The organism is Leisingera sp. M523 (genome assembly GCF_025141335.1).
In the GTDB taxonomy this organism is placed as follows: domain Bacteria; phylum Pseudomonadota; class Alphaproteobacteria; order Rhodobacterales; family Rhodobacteraceae; genus Leisingera.
Genome location: NZ_CP081036.1, coordinates 2,295,172 through 2,310,240 on the forward strand (window position 1 = coordinate 2,295,172; position 15,069 = coordinate 2,310,240).

Annotated in this window: 12 protein-coding genes; 7 read left to right on the top strand and 5 right to left on the bottom strand. The window is 60.6% G+C overall.

Annotation, left to right across the window (positions count from 1 at the left end; genetic code table 11):
* Positions 1-21: 21 nt before the first annotated feature.
* From K3557_RS11330 to K3557_RS11345, 4 genes are all read right to left on the bottom strand, one after another.
* The gene (locus tag K3557_RS11330; RefSeq protein ID WP_259985549.1) at positions 22-1,128 is read right to left on the bottom strand and encodes an ABC transporter ATP-binding protein; all 1,107 of its coding nucleotides are present in this window, start codon (positions 1,126-1,128) and stop codon (positions 22-24) included.
* A gap of 79 nt (positions 1,129-1,207) precedes the next feature.
* Positions 1,208-2,257 (bottom strand): methyltransferase domain-containing protein, encoded by a 1,050-nt coding sequence (locus K3557_RS11335; protein WP_259993927.1) that lies wholly within the window; start codon positions 2,255-2,257, stop codon positions 1,208-1,210.
* A gap of 152 nt (positions 2,258-2,409) precedes the next feature.
* Entirely contained in the window at positions 2,410-3,531 is a 1,122-nt protein-coding gene (locus K3557_RS11340; RefSeq protein ID WP_259993929.1) for a hypothetical protein, read from the bottom strand.
* A gap of 11 nt (positions 3,532-3,542) precedes the next feature.
* Complete coding sequence (locus K3557_RS11345; RefSeq protein ID WP_259993931.1) at positions 3,543-4,322, bottom strand: SDR family oxidoreductase; 780 nt, start codon at positions 4,320-4,322, stop codon at positions 3,543-3,545.
* Between the two features lie 216 nt (positions 4,323-4,538).
* Between K3557_RS11345 and K3557_RS11350 the strand changes: the two genes are divergently transcribed.
* From K3557_RS11350 to K3557_RS11360, 3 genes are all read left to right on the top strand, one after another.
* Positions 4,539-5,552: a Hint domain-containing protein gene (locus K3557_RS11350; RefSeq protein WP_259993933.1), complete on the top strand. Its 1,014-nt coding sequence runs from the start codon at positions 4,539-4,541 to the stop codon at positions 5,550-5,552.
* Positions 5,553-5,687: 135 nt separating this feature from the next.
* Positions 5,688-7,502 carry a CHASE domain-containing protein gene (locus K3557_RS11355; protein ID WP_259993935.1) on the top strand — a complete coding sequence of 605 codons (1,815 nt, stop codon included), beginning with the start codon at positions 5,688-5,690 and terminating at the stop codon, positions 7,500-7,502.
* A 15-nt stretch (positions 7,503-7,517) separates the two neighbouring features.
* Positions 7,518-7,940, top strand: coding sequence for a response regulator (locus K3557_RS11360; protein WP_259993937.1), 423 nt, complete (start codon positions 7,518-7,520; stop codon positions 7,938-7,940).
* A gap of 269 nt (positions 7,941-8,209) precedes the next feature.
* Here K3557_RS11360 and K3557_RS11365 read toward each other — a convergent pair whose 3' ends face one another.
* Positions 8,210-9,817 (bottom strand): ATP-binding protein, encoded by a 1,608-nt coding sequence (locus tag K3557_RS11365; RefSeq protein WP_259993939.1) that lies wholly within the window; start codon positions 9,815-9,817, stop codon positions 8,210-8,212.
* Positions 9,818-10,014: 197 nt separating this feature from the next.
* Here K3557_RS11365 and K3557_RS11370 point away from each other — a divergent pair, with 197 nt between their 5' ends.
* The 4 genes from K3557_RS11370 to K3557_RS11385 all read left to right on the top strand — a co-directional run bounded on the left by K3557_RS11370 (position 10,015) and on the right by K3557_RS11385 (position 14,946).
* Positions 10,015-11,622, top strand: coding sequence for a peptide chain release factor 3 (locus tag K3557_RS11370; RefSeq protein WP_259993947.1), 1,608 nt, complete (start codon positions 10,015-10,017; stop codon positions 11,620-11,622).
* Between the two features lie 42 nt (positions 11,623-11,664).
* On the top strand, positions 11,665-12,420 hold the full coding sequence (locus K3557_RS11375; protein ID WP_259993948.1) for a hypothetical protein: 756 nt from the start codon (positions 11,665-11,667) through the stop codon (positions 12,418-12,420).
* A complete protein-coding gene (locus K3557_RS11380) occupies positions 12,410-13,354 on the top strand; it encodes a glycosyltransferase family 2 protein (RefSeq protein WP_259993949.1) in 945 nt (314 codons plus the stop codon). The genes K3557_RS11375 and K3557_RS11380 overlap by 11 nt, the downstream gene beginning before the upstream one ends.
* A gap of 182 nt (positions 13,355-13,536) precedes the next feature.
* On the top strand, positions 13,537-14,946 hold the full coding sequence (locus K3557_RS11385) for a DEAD/DEAH box helicase (protein WP_259993950.1): 1,410 nt from the start codon (positions 13,537-13,539) through the stop codon (positions 14,944-14,946).
* Positions 14,947-15,069 lie beyond the last annotated feature (123 nt).

Below are 15,069 nucleotides of genomic sequence, written 5' to 3' on the forward strand. Positions count from 1 at the left end.
GACAAAGATGCCCTTCAATTATCAGGCAGGAAAGACAAAACAGCGGTTGCGCCGCACCGTCAGCCACATCACCCGGCCTTTTTCCGGCAAGAACACATTGGGCACCGTGGCTCGCAGGATCGAGCCGTCGAACTCCATCCGGAACTCCACCAGGCTTTCACTGCCCAGGAACCGCGCCCGTTCCACCACCGCGCGCGCAGGCACCCCGTCGCTGGGGGTCGGCAGCGGCCCCTTGCCCGCCCGGTCAAAATCAATTCGCAGATGCTGCGGGCGGAACACGATCTCGACCGCGGTTCCATCCGGCACGCCGGGGGCCAGAAACTGGCCGAATGCGGTCTCGGCCAATGCTCCGCGCACTTCGGCCTTCAACACATTCACATCGCTGAAGAACGCAACCGCGGCCTTGTCCACCGGGTGGGTATAGACGTTGTAGGGCGCGCCCTGCTGCACGATCTTCCCGCCGCGCATCAATGCGATCTCATCGGCCATGCGCATCGCCTCTTCCGGCTCATGGGTGACCAGCAGAACGGCGGTGTCTTCTTCCTTCAGGAGGCTCAGCGTCTCATCCCGGATGCCGTCGCGCAAACGGTTATCAAGCCCCGAGAACGGCTCATCCATCAGCATGATCCGTGGCCGCGGCGCAATCGCGCGGGCCAAAGCCACCCGCTGCTGCTCGCCGCCTGACAGCTGGTGCGGGTAGCCGTCAATGAAACGTTTCAGCGCCACCCGGTTCAAGAGTTCCTCGACCCGGGCGCGTTTCTCATCCTTGCTGCCCTTCAGGCCGAAACCGACATTATCAGCGACGCTCAGATGCGGGAACAGGGCGAAATCCTGGAACATCAGCCCGATTTCGCGCCGCTCCGGCGGCACCCGGAACACGGTGTCGCAGATCAGCCTGCCATCCACGTAAATCTCGCCGCTGTCCTGCATCTCCACCCCGGCGATCATCCGCAGCGTGGTGGATTTGCCGCAGCCCGAAGGCCCCAGCAGGCAGGTCACCTGCCCCGCCTGGATCTGCAGCGAAACGTCATCCACCACCGCGCGCCCCTCAAAGAAGCGCTTGATGCGGCGGATCTCCAGACGCGGCGGCGTTTGCGTGCTGATCAGGTCGGCGGGGGCAGTGTTCATGAGGCCTCGGGGCTGTTTTCCGCGCGAAACGCTGGGGTCACGCCGGGATAGCAACCCTGCCGCAAGGCCGCAAGCCGCTCTAGCAGCAGCCCTGCGCGGCACCGTCCTGTTCCAGCCCATTGAAAGGCGAATTACCACCACAGCCCGCAAAAATCCCGTAGTGGGTATCAAACGAGCCGATGAAGTCGAAATGCGCCGCCAGACGGCTGCCCTGCAGCATCATCCAGGTATTGCCGCAGACAGGAAACACCTTGCCCGCCTCGATCACATGATGATCATCCAGCGCAAAGACATGCGGCGCGTGTTCGATGGTGCCTTTGTAGATCACCGCCTGGCCGTAATCCTCGCAGGCCGGTTCAAGTGCTGCCAGTTTGAATAACCGGTAGGTGGCCGAAAGGAACTTCAGCGGCTGAACACGTGTCTCCAGCGCCGGGTTCTCGATCGTCAGCAGCCGCGAAGTCACCATGCGCGGGTCTTTGAAACCCGATGCCTTGGCGATCGACAGAAAGTCGTTCCAATAAAGCGCGCCGGACAGGCACTCGCCGTACAGCACCTCATCCTCGGCCATCGTCTGCGGCACCCGGCGGTCGGCATAGACGTCCGAAAAATACATCTCGCCACCCTCTTTCAGCAGATGATGCGCGCCGCGCAGCACCGCGCCCTTGTCGGTGGCCAGGTTGATCACGCAGTTGGAGACGATGATATCAAACGAGCCCGGCTCCAGACCCAGTTCCTCCAGCTGTTCAATGTAGCCGTGGTGAAATTCGACGTTGGACTTGGCATAATCAAAGGCTTCGGCGTGATAATCCTGATGGCGGCGGGCGACGTCCAGCTGCGCCGGGGTCATATCGACGCCCACTACCTTGCCGCTCTCTCCGACAAGCGCCGACAAGGCATAGACATCGCGGCCCGCGCCGCAGCCCAGATCGAGGATCCGCGCGCCCTCCAGCGCTTCCGGCGCGATCAGCCCGCAACCGTAATATCGGGTCAGCACCTCGTCATGGATCTTGGACAGCACCGCCTTCACATGGTCCGGCATGTCATCCGGCGTGCAGCAAGCGTTGGTCTGCAGATCATCGCTGCCCTGCAGCACCTCGCCGTAATAGGTCTGCACGTTTTCATGTTTCATGGGGACGCCTTTCCTGTGGTTCCGGACCACTGGGATAGCGGCGTGCATGATAGGCGGCAATCCGGGCAGCGGGCGGCCTGACGCAACTGTGATGGAGCGTGGGCAGCGGGGCCGGCGCTGCCCGGCCTATCGAACGGGCGGAAGAAGAAGATTCAGCTTTCCGGCAGCAGCTCAAACGCGGCTCCGGCCCGTACTTTGCCGTTCACCATCAGCTCAATCCGGTGCGGGCCGGGCACCAGCTTAAAGGTGGTGGCATCGCCCTTCAGCTTATGCTTTTTGCCCAGCTCCAGCCTGCCGCCGGCGATCCTGGCCTGCTTCAGCTTGAAAACCTTGGCCGAGGTCTTTCCGCCAGGGCGCTGGAAATGCAGGATATAATCCACCAGAACCGGCGCGCCAGCCGCGCCTTCCAGCCGGCAGGTGAAATCCAAGGCCGCGCCGATACGCACCTTGTCCGGCACCTCAATCAGCGCTTCCAATGCCAGTTCCGGGTCATAGCCCAGCATCGCCATCGCCCGAGGATGGCCCGCTTTGACCAGCCCGCGCAAGGCATGGGAGGTCATCCAGTCCAGTTCCTTGCGGTCCTGAACCCCTGCGCCGTGCCAGCCCTGCAGCCGGTCCATCACCAGATCCGGATCCTTTTTGGCAATGTCGTTCAGATGGTTGGCGACTGACCGCGTGACATAGCGGGTGCTGTCGCCGTGCAGCTGGTCCAGCAGCGGCAGCGGGTCCGCCAGGTTCAGGCCAACTGCCTCGCCCCAGGGCAGGCGCGGCCGGGTGCCCTCGCTGACGAGGCGCCGTACATGATAGCTGGAATGGGTGGACCATTCCCCCAAACGCGCCAGAACCGCATCCGGCCAGCGGTTGAGAAACGGGCGGATCGCCCATTCCATGGAAAACCGCTGGGTAATCTCCTCCAGCAGGTCCAGCGACAGCCCGGGATGCGCCCCGGCACCTTTGGCCGCCACATACTCCCCCAGGGGCGCAAAGATGAAATCGCCGAAATCATCGTCGGTCTTGCCGGGGTCCAATGGCGGCGGCAGTGCTTTCAACAGGATCGGTGCAGCCTCGGGCAAAGCCTGTGGCAGATGATCCGCAAGCACTTGCGCAATCAAAACGATCCGCTGCTTCAGCTCCAGCTCCGGCAGTTTTGCCATCACCTGGGCTTCAAACACCTCAGCATCAAATCCAGCCTCAGCCGCTGAAAAAAGGCCCGCCAGATAGCGGACCTTGTCGCGGTTGAACAGCTGGTCCTTCAGGGAAAAACCGCTGGCCATTTCTGCGTTCCTTACATCGTGGTGTTGGTAGCGCCGCCATCCAGAAGGATGTTCTGCCCGACCATGAAACCTGCGTGCTGCGAGCACATGAAGGCGCAGGTGGCGCCGAACTCGGCCCGGGTGCCATAGCGGCCCGCCGGTATGGTGGCGCAGCGTTGCACCTTGGCTTCTTCCGGTGTGATCCCCTGTGCCTGCGCCGCACCGCCATCCAGCGACACAGCGCGGTCCGTGGCATGGATGCCCGGCTGCAGATTGTTGATGATGACCCCCTGACCGGCCACCTGCCGCGCGGTGCCCGCAACATAACCGGTAAGGCCGGCCCGCGCCGCGTTCGACAGACCCAGCACCGGGATTGGCGATTTGACCGACACCGAGGTGATATTGACCACCCGGCCCCAGCCGCGGTCGATCATACCGGGCACCAGCGCTTTGATCAGCGTGATCGGGGTCAGCATGTTGGCGTCCAGCGCGCTGATAAAATCCTCGCGGTCCCAGTCGGTCCACATGCCCGGTGGAGGGCCGCCCGCGTTGGTCACCAGAATGTCCACGCCGTCAGCCGCATCCAGCACCTTCTGCTGGCCCTCCAGCGTGGTCACATCCGCTGCGACGGTGACCACATCCACACCGAACTGATCGCGGACCGCCTGCGCTGACACCTCCAGCGCGTCGGCACCGCGGGCGTTCATTACCAGGTTCACACCGGCCTCTGCCAGCGCCTCGGCACAGCCCAGCCCCAGCCCTTTGCTGCTGGCACAGACCAGCGCGCGCTTGCCCGAAATACCCAGATCCATCGTCGTTCTCCCTCGGGAATCTTGTCCGTTTCGCGGAGCTTGCACCGCCTGCGCCCGGATGGCCAGCCCCGCGGCCGGCCGGACCGCAATCAGCCGGCAGCGTGAAACTGCCGGAAAATTTGCCCCTTCCCACCCCCTTTCCGCCACATTCTCACGGCAAATCTATTTGACGGTCCGGCCTGCGGGCCCGCATATGGAATCGAGTACCGGCCGCACATGGGACAGATTTTGACCGCCAGCCTCTCCTCCGTCCAGGCCTACCCGGCCGACCGTTTCCGCGTCGAATACGGCGCCAACATGGGTGACCCCCTGGGCGTGCTCGAGGACCTGGTGCTGGACGACATCTACCTGCTGAACAACCCGGTGCCGCCGCAGCGGCTGGGCATCGCCACCCATCACGATGGCAGTTTCCGCATCGCCGGCGACACCGCCCTGGGCACCCCGGGTGCGGCGCTGCATCTGGACTGCCTGCTGACGCTGATGCCCGACAGCGGCCCCAACACCGAGATCCTGGTAATGGTCGAAGTGGACGGTGACGGGCTGATTGCCGGTATCTTTCTGGTGCCGCTGGCCCCTTTGCAGGCGCATATGCCCTACACGCTGGTCAAGGCCGGGCGCAAATCAGCCCGGCGCAAGCTGGCGCAATCCGCCTGCGTCTCCTTTACCCGCGGCACCCGCATCACGCTGGCCACCGGCGCACAGCGCCTGATCGAAGACATGCGCGCAGGCGACCGTGTCCTGACCCGGGACGACGGTATTCAGGAGGTGCGCTGGGTTGGCCAGTCCACCCTGCGCGCGGTTGGGGACCTGGCCCCGATCCTGATCCGCCAAGGCGCCTTGAACAACGCCAACGACCTGATTGTCAGCCCGGCCCACCGGCTGATGGTCTATCAGCGCAGCGACGAAATCGGCGCCGGCGCGCCGGAGGTCCTGGTCCGCGCCCGCGACCTGGTGAATGGCGGCACCGTGGTGGTGCTGGACGGCGGCTTTGCCGACTATTTCCAGATTCTGTTCGACCGTCACCACATCATCTATGCCGAGGGGATTGCGGCTGAGAGCACCTTTCTTGACCCGGTGACAAGCCCGGCTTTGCCGGACGATTTCTGGACCTTGCGCCCCGGCACCCTGCCTGCGCAGCACAAGCGCGGCGCCCATGGCCTGGACGTGAGCCGGTCACTGCTGGACCGCCCCGATGCAGTGGGACTGCTGAAGCGGGCCTCGCTGCGCTAGATTTCTGCTTCCACGTGTTCGCCGGGCAACATAATCCCGGATTGGACTGCGCGGACAAACGTGCCACAACCTAAATGCGAATTTATCGTTCATTAAGGACTGTAAAGATAGAATGCGATGGACGCATAGCGGGCTGTGAGCACACCGATGAAGACGATTTCCCCTTTTCAGAAATGGCGCTTATTCTTCAGGAACAGCCACCTCTCGCTGATCCATGCACTGGTCATTGGCCTGTCGCTGATGATGACCATCGGCGCCTGGCTCTACGCCGAAACGCAGACGCAAAACCGTGTCGAAAATGCCTTTAATGCTGCCCGCGATCAGGCCGTCGGCTTGATTGCAGCCCGCATGGAGAAATACGAAGAAGCCCTATGGGCCGGTGTATCAGCCATCCAATCCAATGATGGCGACATGAGCTATGAGCAGTGGAAAATATTCGCGCATTCCTTGCGGGTTGACGAAAGGTATCCGGGGATCAACGGGATCGGCGTCATTCACCATGTAGCCCCGTCCCAATTTGACAGCTACCTGCGGACCCGGCGGACGGAACGGCCGGGTTTTTCAGTCTATCCTGCGCATGACAACAGCATTCACTTGCCGATCTCGTTCATTGAGCCGGAGAATCTGAATGCAGCGGCCGTGGGACTGGACGTTGCCCACGAACTTAACCGGCGGGATGCCGCATTGGCCAGCCGCTCAAGTGGCGAAGCCAGGATTACCGGCCCCATTGTTCTTGTTCAGGACGAAAGCAGCACGCCGGGTTTCCTGTTTTACGCCCCCTTTTATTCCGGAGGAGACGCTGACAGCCAATCAGAGCGCGAGCAGCGCTTTGACGGCATGGTCTACGCGCCGTTCGTGGTGCGGAAACTGATGGCCGGCCTGCTGTCCAAAGAGCTGAGGAATGTGCGGTTCAGTATCAGCGACCAAGGAGAGCGGATCTATAATGAACATGACCCGGCAGATCCCCGGTTTGATCCCGCTCCCAAGTTTGCAGAGAAGGTGCTGCTGGAAATATACGGCCGAAAATGGACCATTGATATCCGCACCAATCTTGGGTTCCGCCAGGCAAACTCCTATTCTCAGCCGACTATTATACTGATTGCCGGCCTGGTGATCGAAGCCTTGGTCATTTCGCTTTTGTTTTTCATGAGCCGGTCAAACCAGCGTGCCCAGGCTTATGCGGAAAGGATTACAGCCGATCTGCAGCAGGAAACCGCGAAGCTGGCCAAGGCCAATGCGGAACTGGAACAGTTTGTCTACATCACCTCCCATGACTTAAAGACGCCGGTGCGCGGCATTAGCACGCTTACCGAGATGATCCAGGAAGATCTGGAAGACTATTTTCAATCTGCAAATGCAGACCCCGAGGTTGCTGCCAACCTGGCGCGGATCACTGAACGCGTGGGCCGGATGAACGATCTGACCCAAGGTGTGATGGAATTTTCGCGTATTGGAAAACATGAGGAAGCTGAACAGACACTCAACCTTGGCGAGGTGATTGAAACACTGAAGTCGGATTTCAGCCTTTCCGATGACCAGCTTGAGCGGGTGGGAGACGTCGAAACCATTGCCACGGATACCTTCAACTTCCGCCGTGTCCTGGAAAACCTTGTTGGCAATGCGGTCAAGTACCATCCCGCGCCGGACACCGCGAAGATATCCGTCAGCATTGTGGACGCAGCCGACCGGTATGACATATCCGTAAGGGACGATGGTGACGGTATTGCGCCGGAATTCCATACTAAAATTTTCGAAGTCTTTCAAACTCTGCGGCGGCCGAACCAGCCTGAGAGCACTGGCATTGGCTTGGCTATTGTGAAAAAAACGGTCGAACAGCATGGGTTTGGGGTTGAGTTGAAATCCAAGGTTGGACACGGCGCTGATTTCAGGTTTAGCTGGCCGAACAAAGGGGCTGCACACTCCTCCGCAAACCAAGAGAAAGCCGCCTGACGTGGAGAGCACGAAATGAATATCCTTTTGGTCGAGGACAATGACCTGGATGCGCTTATTCTGGAGCGCAATCTGAAGAAACTCTCCCCTGCTGCACAAATTGTCCGGGCATGCGATGGGCTGGAAGCGCTGGAAATCCTGACCACCGACAAGCTGCAGGACGTTCCGCACCCCTTTTTCATTCTTCTGGACATCAACATGCCGCGCATGAACGGGCATGAATTCCTGGACGCCCTGAGGGCAAAGGAAGATATTTCCAGCAACATCGTCTTCATGTTCACGACGTCCGAAAATCCGAAAGACATATCCCGGGCCTACGCCCGGAACGTGAGCGGCTACATTGTGAAGCCGATCTCTTCAGCCGGCACGCGGAAGGTATTGGGCGCGTTGCAGGATATGTGGGATATCTGCACACCTCCGATCTACTGCAGCGCATAATCAGCACACACCGGCCCCAGGGCAAAACGGATGAACATCTGAAGCGGTTGCCAGGTTTTTAGGCCAATCCTTCCCATCACTGCCTCCAGTGGCTGTTGATACGGCCGCAGCGACCTGGGGGGCGCGCGGCATATCCTTAATGACCCAGGATGCGGACGCACAGGAGTGCCGCCCCTGAGATGCGCGGGATTGCGTTGGTGCAGCAAACCGTGCCGGCAAGCCCCGGCCCGGGAAACCTGCAGCAGGCTTTTGCGCGATTGCCGCCCCGTCTAACGCAGGATGCGCGCCAAAAGCTCAGCCTTGCGAAAGGGTTTGGACAGAAAATCGTTCATCCCCACGGCCATGCAAGCCTCTACGTCGCTAGGCTGCGCATTGGCTGTCAGCGCAATGATCGGGCATTCCGGCAACGCGGCATCCTGCTCATACTGCCGGATTTTCCGGGTGGCCTCGAGCCCGCCCAGAACCGGCATCGACAGATCCATCAGGATCAGGTCGCAGCCAGCAGAGATGTATGCCTCAAAGGCGAGCTGCCCGTTGGCCGCAAACTGCAGGTCTGCGCCAGTAGGTTTCAACATCTTCCTGACGACCAGCTGGTTGGTCTTGTTGTCCTCGGCAACAAGGATCCTCATCCCCTTCAACGCCTCTGCCGGCAGCTCTGACGGGGTGTTTGCCGCCTGAATATTCAACGCCAGTCTTTGATCCTGGACGCAGGAAACGCCGTCTTCCGGGCCGGCGGCGCCATCCTCTGCATCCGCTTGCCTTAAATCCAGATGGACCGTAAAGACCGCCCCCTGCCCCGGCACCGATGCCACGTCGATCCTGCCGCCCATCCGCTCAACCAGTGCACGGGTGATTGCCAATCCCAGGCCGGTGCCCTCTACCACCCTTGTGGTCTGGCGGTTGACCTGTTCGAACGCAGAAAAAATCTGTTCAATCTGCGACTGGTCGATCCCCGGGCCGGTGTCGCTTACAGAGATGCGCAGCGGATGTTTCGCAGCGCCAGGGTCATAGGAAACGCTGGCAGTGACATGGCCGGTGCCGGTGAATTTGATCGCATTACCCAGCAGGTTCATCAGGATTTGCCGGATCTTGCTGGCGTCCCCGATAAATGCCCGCGGGACGTCAGCGGGATAATCGGTGCGAAGATCGAGCCCCTTATAGGCCGCCTTTGCCCACAGCAGGGTCCCCACATCCTGGACAAGGTCCAACAGGGAAAAGGGAGCGTCCCGCAATGAGATTTTGTCCGCCTGAATTTTGGAAAAATCCAGAACATCGTTGATCACGCTCAGCAAGGCGGTGGCCGAATTGAAAATCGTGTCCGCGAACAAAGCCTGCTGGTCATCAAGTGCTGTTTCTTTCAGCAATTCACACATCCCGAGTATGCCGTTCATCGGGGTTCTGATTTCGTGGCTCATGTTGGCCAGAAACCGCTCTTTTGCCTGGCTTGCCTCCTCCGCCTTGTCGAGGGCCAGCCGGGTGAGTTCCAACGCCTCGTCCCGCTCACGCTCAGACGTGATATCAGTGGAGGAGCCGACGAGGTAGACCAGCCTGCCGTCATCATTGAAGACAGGCCGCAGCGTCGTGCTGAGGTATTTTGTTTTCTGAACAGCCGGAAGGACGATGTCGTAGGTGGCTTCCCTGCCTGCAGCTATGACGTCTAGGTGGTGGTTCAAGGCGCGGCGGCCAGTCGCCCCGCCATAAAGCTCAAGCGCGGTTTTGCCGGCGAAATCGTCAAATCCGAGCTTGGTGAATTCCTGCGCCTTTGTATTCATCGCCACATAGCGCGGCAGGCCGTCGCCCCCCACTTTCAGGACGATCACTGCAATTTCAACTGAGTCCAAAACTTCAAAATGATCGGAAAATTCGTCTTGTTGCACGAGTTGTTCCTGCAGTGGCAAAGTTTTCAAATCCGGTTGCCCGCATTCATTCAAATAGACTTACAAGATATTCGTTAGCGAAACATAGGCAATCCGGAATTTGGATCTGTTCGTTGCCCCGTGACGGCCGGCAGCTTGCCCGGCGGCGGCCCCTGTTTTCCTTGCCACGCTTGCGGATTCTGGATACAGCCACCCCCATGTTGGACACCGCTTCGAACCACCCCGAACTGCCGCCCGAAATTGCCCGCCGCCGGACTTTTGCGATCATTTCGCACCCGGACGCCGGCAAGACCACGCTGACTGAAAAGTTCCTGCTGTACGGCGGTGCGATTCAGATGGCCGGGCAGGTGCGCGCCAAGGGTGAGGCGCGGCGCACGCGCTCGGACTTCATGCAGATGGAAAAAGACCGCGGAATCTCGGTCTCTGCCTCGGCAATGTCATTTGATTTCAGCGGCTTCCGCTTTAACCTGGTGGATACGCCCGGCCACTCGGACTTTTCCGAGGACACCTACCGCACGCTGACTGCGGTGGATGCGGCAGTGATGGTGATCGACGGCGCCAAAGGCGTGGAAAGCCAGACCCAGAAGCTGTTTGAAGTCTGCCGTCTGCGCGACCTTCCGATCCTGACTTTCTGTAACAAGATGGACCGCGAAAGCCGGGACACCTTTGAGATCATTGATGAGATCCAGCAGAACCTGGCGATTGACGTGACACCTGCCAGCTGGCCGATTGGCGTCGGCCGCGAATTCATCGGCTGTTATGACATGCTGCGCGACCGGCTGGAGCTGATGGACCGCGCCGACCGCAACAAGGTTGCAGAAAGCATTGAGATTAACGGCTTGGACGACCCAAGGCTGGCTGAACATGTGCCGGAACACCTGCTGGATCAGCTGTTGGAAGAGGTCGAGATGGCCCGCGAGCTGCTGCCTGCCTTGGATCCGCAATCGGTGCTGGAGGGGCATATGACCCCGATCTGGTTCGGCTCGGCGATCAACTCCTTCGGGGTGAAGGAGCTGATGGACGGTATCGGCGCCTATGGCCCCGAACCGCAGCCGCAATCCGCCCAGCCCCGCCAGGTGGCGCCGGAAGAGAAAAAGGTCGCGGGTTTCGTTTTCAAGGTGCAGGCCAATATGGACCCCAAGCACCGCGACCGGGTGGCCTTTGTCCGCATGGCTTCGGGACATTTCAAGCGCGGCATGAAACTGACCCATGTGCGCACCAAAAAGCCGATGGCGATTTCCAACCCGGTGCTGTTCCTGGCCTCAGACCGCGAATTGGCGGAAGAAGCCTGGGCCGGCGATATCATCGGCATTCCGAACCACGGCCAGCTGCGTATCGGCGATACGTTGACCGAGGGCGAGGCGATCAGGGTGACCGGCATCCCGTCGTTTGCACCGGAACTGCTGCAAGGTGTGCGGGCGGGCGATCCGATGAAGGCCAAGCACCTGGAAAAGGCACTGATGCAGTTTGCCGAAGAAGGGGCTGCCAAAGTATTCAAGCCCTCGATCGGCTCCGGCTTCATCGTTGGCGTTGTCGGCCAGTTGCAGTTCGAGGTTCTCGCTTCACGGATTGAGATGGAATACGGCCTGCCGGTGCGGTTTGAGGCCAGCCAGTTCACCTCGGCCCGCTGGGTCAGCGGGGAGCGGGCAGCAGTGGACAAGTTTACCAACGCCAACAAGCAGCATATCGCCCATGATCACGACGGCGATGTCGTCTACCTGACGCGGCTGCAATGGGACATCGACCGGGTGGTGCGCGACTATCCGGACTTGAAACTGACCGCGACCAAGGAAATGATGGTCTGACAGAAACGCCGCATTTAGAAAAACAGCGCATTGAAACCCGTCATGGACCTGGATCAACAGAACTACCCTGGCGGGTTTTTTGCGCTGATGCGGCGGCTGGAGACGCGCGAGGCGCCTTTCGACGATCCTCTGTCGGTGCTGCCGCCCCCGGACGTAGATCTGAATGCACTTAAGGCAGCGTTGGTCTCCTGCGCACCTGACATGAACGGCATGCCGGAAAACCGCAGGCATGCGTTGCGCAAGCAGGCGATTATACGCGCTGAGTTTGTTGGCCAGCCTGAACTTTGGGCGCTTCATGCAGTTTGCATTGCCATTCTGCGCAGGCGCGCCGCCCCGCCGCAAGCGCAGCAGTTGTTTCTGCGGATCTGGTCGGAACAGGGCGACGCGCTGGCCCGCGAACTGCCAGTGCGCTGGATGATATCGGCAGCGGCTACATTTGCCGATCATGGGGAAACCATGGACCAACGTTTGGGCGGACAAGGGCTGATGCTGCTGTTCGACCTGATCAAGCTTCACGACAGTGAGCGCCGTCAGAGCGGGCAGAAAAACAGCGTTGGCTTTCCCCGGACCCGCGGCGGTTCAAAACCGGACGAACTGGGCTTTGGCTTGGAGCCCTATTCGCTGCCAAACGGGGATTTGGACAAGAACATGCTGGCCCGGCTGTGGCGCTATGCCGAGAATGACGCGGTTCTTCGGCCTTTGGGAACACGCATGCTGCAGATGGTCATGAATGATCCGCGCAGCATCTTCGCCCGGATCCAACGCTATAAGGACAGGCCCGCCTCTGATGAGCGGTGAGAAGATCAAATGGGGTGTCGTCAGCACCATCAAGGCAGACGCAGGCGATATTCTGACCTTTGCGGCCCATTACCTTGAGGCCGGGGCGCACAGACTGTTTCTGTATCTGGACGCCCCCTGCCCGGACGCTTTTCCGCATCTGAAAGCACACCCCAAGATCCGGGTCACCGAATGCAACGAGACCTACTGGCGGCGGATGGGCCGACGGCCGGTCAAGCACCAAGTGAGGCAATCGGCAAACGCCAGCCGTGCCTACCAGCGCCAGGCCGGGGGTTTGGACTGGCTGTTGCACTGCGACGTGGACGAATTCCTGTGGTCTGCAGGGTCTGTTGCCGCCCGGCTGGCGGCGCTGCCGTCTGACATCCGCTGTGCCCGGGTGCGCCCGGTTGAGGCCCTGGCGGGCGGCGGCGGCACGGCTTTCAAAGGATATCTCCCGGTCGCTGGCCAGGACGCCCGCGCCGCGCGGCTGTACCCGCAGTTCGGCAAACATCTTAAGGGCGGTTTTCTAAGCCATGTCCAAGGCAAACTGTTTACCCGCACTGGCATCGACGGCCTGGAGATTCGGATTCACAATATTTTGCTGGACGGCGGCATGAATCCCGGCCAGGCCGAACTGGACGGCTTGGATCTGTGCCATTTTCATGCCGCGGACTGGCAAAGCTGGATCAGCCACTACCGGTACCGGCTGCAAAAAGGCTCTTACCGGGCCGGGCTTGCCCCTTCCCGGTCACGGGAGATCGGGGGAATCACCGCGCACGAGCTGCTCAGCACGATAGAAACGGATCACGGAGAGGCCGGCCTGCGCATCTTTTTTGACGAAGTTTGCGCCGACAGCCCTGGCCTGCGGAACCGCCTGCAGGCTGAGGGGCTGCTAAAGATCCGAAATCTGGATTTGGACACAAAACGGCGGAAACACTTTCCCGAATTCGGCTGAATTGTCTCTCTGTTGCAAATGGGCGGGGCAAAAGCACAACAAAATCCGGCAATAATTGACGATCGCGCGGGATTTTGCTATGCCGCCACACGAGCCGGCAGCTGCCATCCCGCATGACCTTTGCGGAGCCGGCTGGAACACACACGCGCGGGCCAGGTCAGTGTCCGCAATGACGGATGCATATGACAAAATTCTCCGATCTGAACCTTAATCCCAAGGTCCTCAAAGCTGTTGAGGAAGCTGGATATGAAACCCCCACTCCAATCCAGGCCGGGGCGATTCCATCCGCACTGGAGGGACGCGACGTTCTGGGAATCGCCCAGACCGGCACCGGTAAGACTGCGTCTTTCACGCTGCCGATGATCACCCTTCTGGCGCGCGGCCGCGCCCGCGCCCGGATGCCGCGCAGCCTGGTGCTGTGCCCCACCCGCGAGCTGGCGGCCCAGGTGGCGGAAAACTTCGACACCTATGCCAAGCATGTAAAGCTCACCAAGGCGCTGCTGATCGGCGGGGTTTCGTTCAAGGAACAGGACGCGCTGATCGACAAAGGCGTCGATGTCCTGATCGCTACCCCCGGCCGCCTGCTGGACCATTTTGAGCGCGGCAAGCTGCTGCTCACCGGTGTGCAGATCATGGTGGTGGACGAGGCCGACCGGATGCTCGACATGGGCTTTATCCCGGATATCGAGCGGATCTTCTCGCTGACGCCGTTCACCCGCCAGACGCTGTTCTTTTCGGCCACCATGGCGCCGGAGATCGAGCGGATCACCAACACATTCCTGTCAGGCCCGGCCCGGATCGAAGTGGCCCGCCAGGCCACTGCGTCGGAAACCATCGAACAGGCCGTCGTGCAGTTCAAAGCGTCCCGCCGCGACCGCGAAGCAACGGAAAAACGCCGGGTACTGCGCGCGCTGATTGATGGCGAGGGTGACAAGCTCACCAATGGCATCATCTTCTGCAACCGCAAAACGGATGTGGATATCGTAGCCAAATCGCTCAAGAAATACGGTTATGACGCAGCGCCGATCCATGGCGATCTGGATCAAAGCCAGCGGACCAAAACTTTGGACGGCTTCCGCGAAGGGGCCTTGCGCATCCTGGTGGCTTCGGATGTGGCCGCGCGCGGTCTTGATGTGCCCAGCGTCAGCCATGTGTTCAATTTCGATGTGCCCGGCCATGCCGAGGATTACGTCCACCGGATCGGCCGCACAGGGCGCGCCGGCCGCGAGGGCAAGGCCATCACCATCTGTATTCCGCGCGATGACAAGGCGTTGGATGCGGTGGAAAAGCTGCTTCAGAAAGAGATCCCGCGTCTGGACAACCCGGTGAAGCCGGAACCCAAGGCGGAAAAACCCGCGCGCGCTGCCAAGCCGGAAGCGGACACCCGCGCAGCCAAGCCGGAATCGGAAGCCCGCGAGCCCCGCAAGGAGGCGTCCCGCAGCCCCCGCAAGGACGAAACGCCTGCGCAAAAGCCCGAACGCTCTTCGGGCCGCGGTAAATACGGTAAACGCGACGACAAATCCGTGGTCGGCATGGGCGACCATCTGCCCAGCTTCATCGCTCTCAGCTTTGCTGAGCGCCGGGCCGGCTGACCGGCACTGCCAGACATTTTTTTTTTGCAGGCCGCTCCTCTCCGGGGCGGCCTTCTTTCATTGCGACTGCAGAAGGGCGACCCACCATGCAGCTGCCGCATGGCGACCTTTGCATTTGCAGCA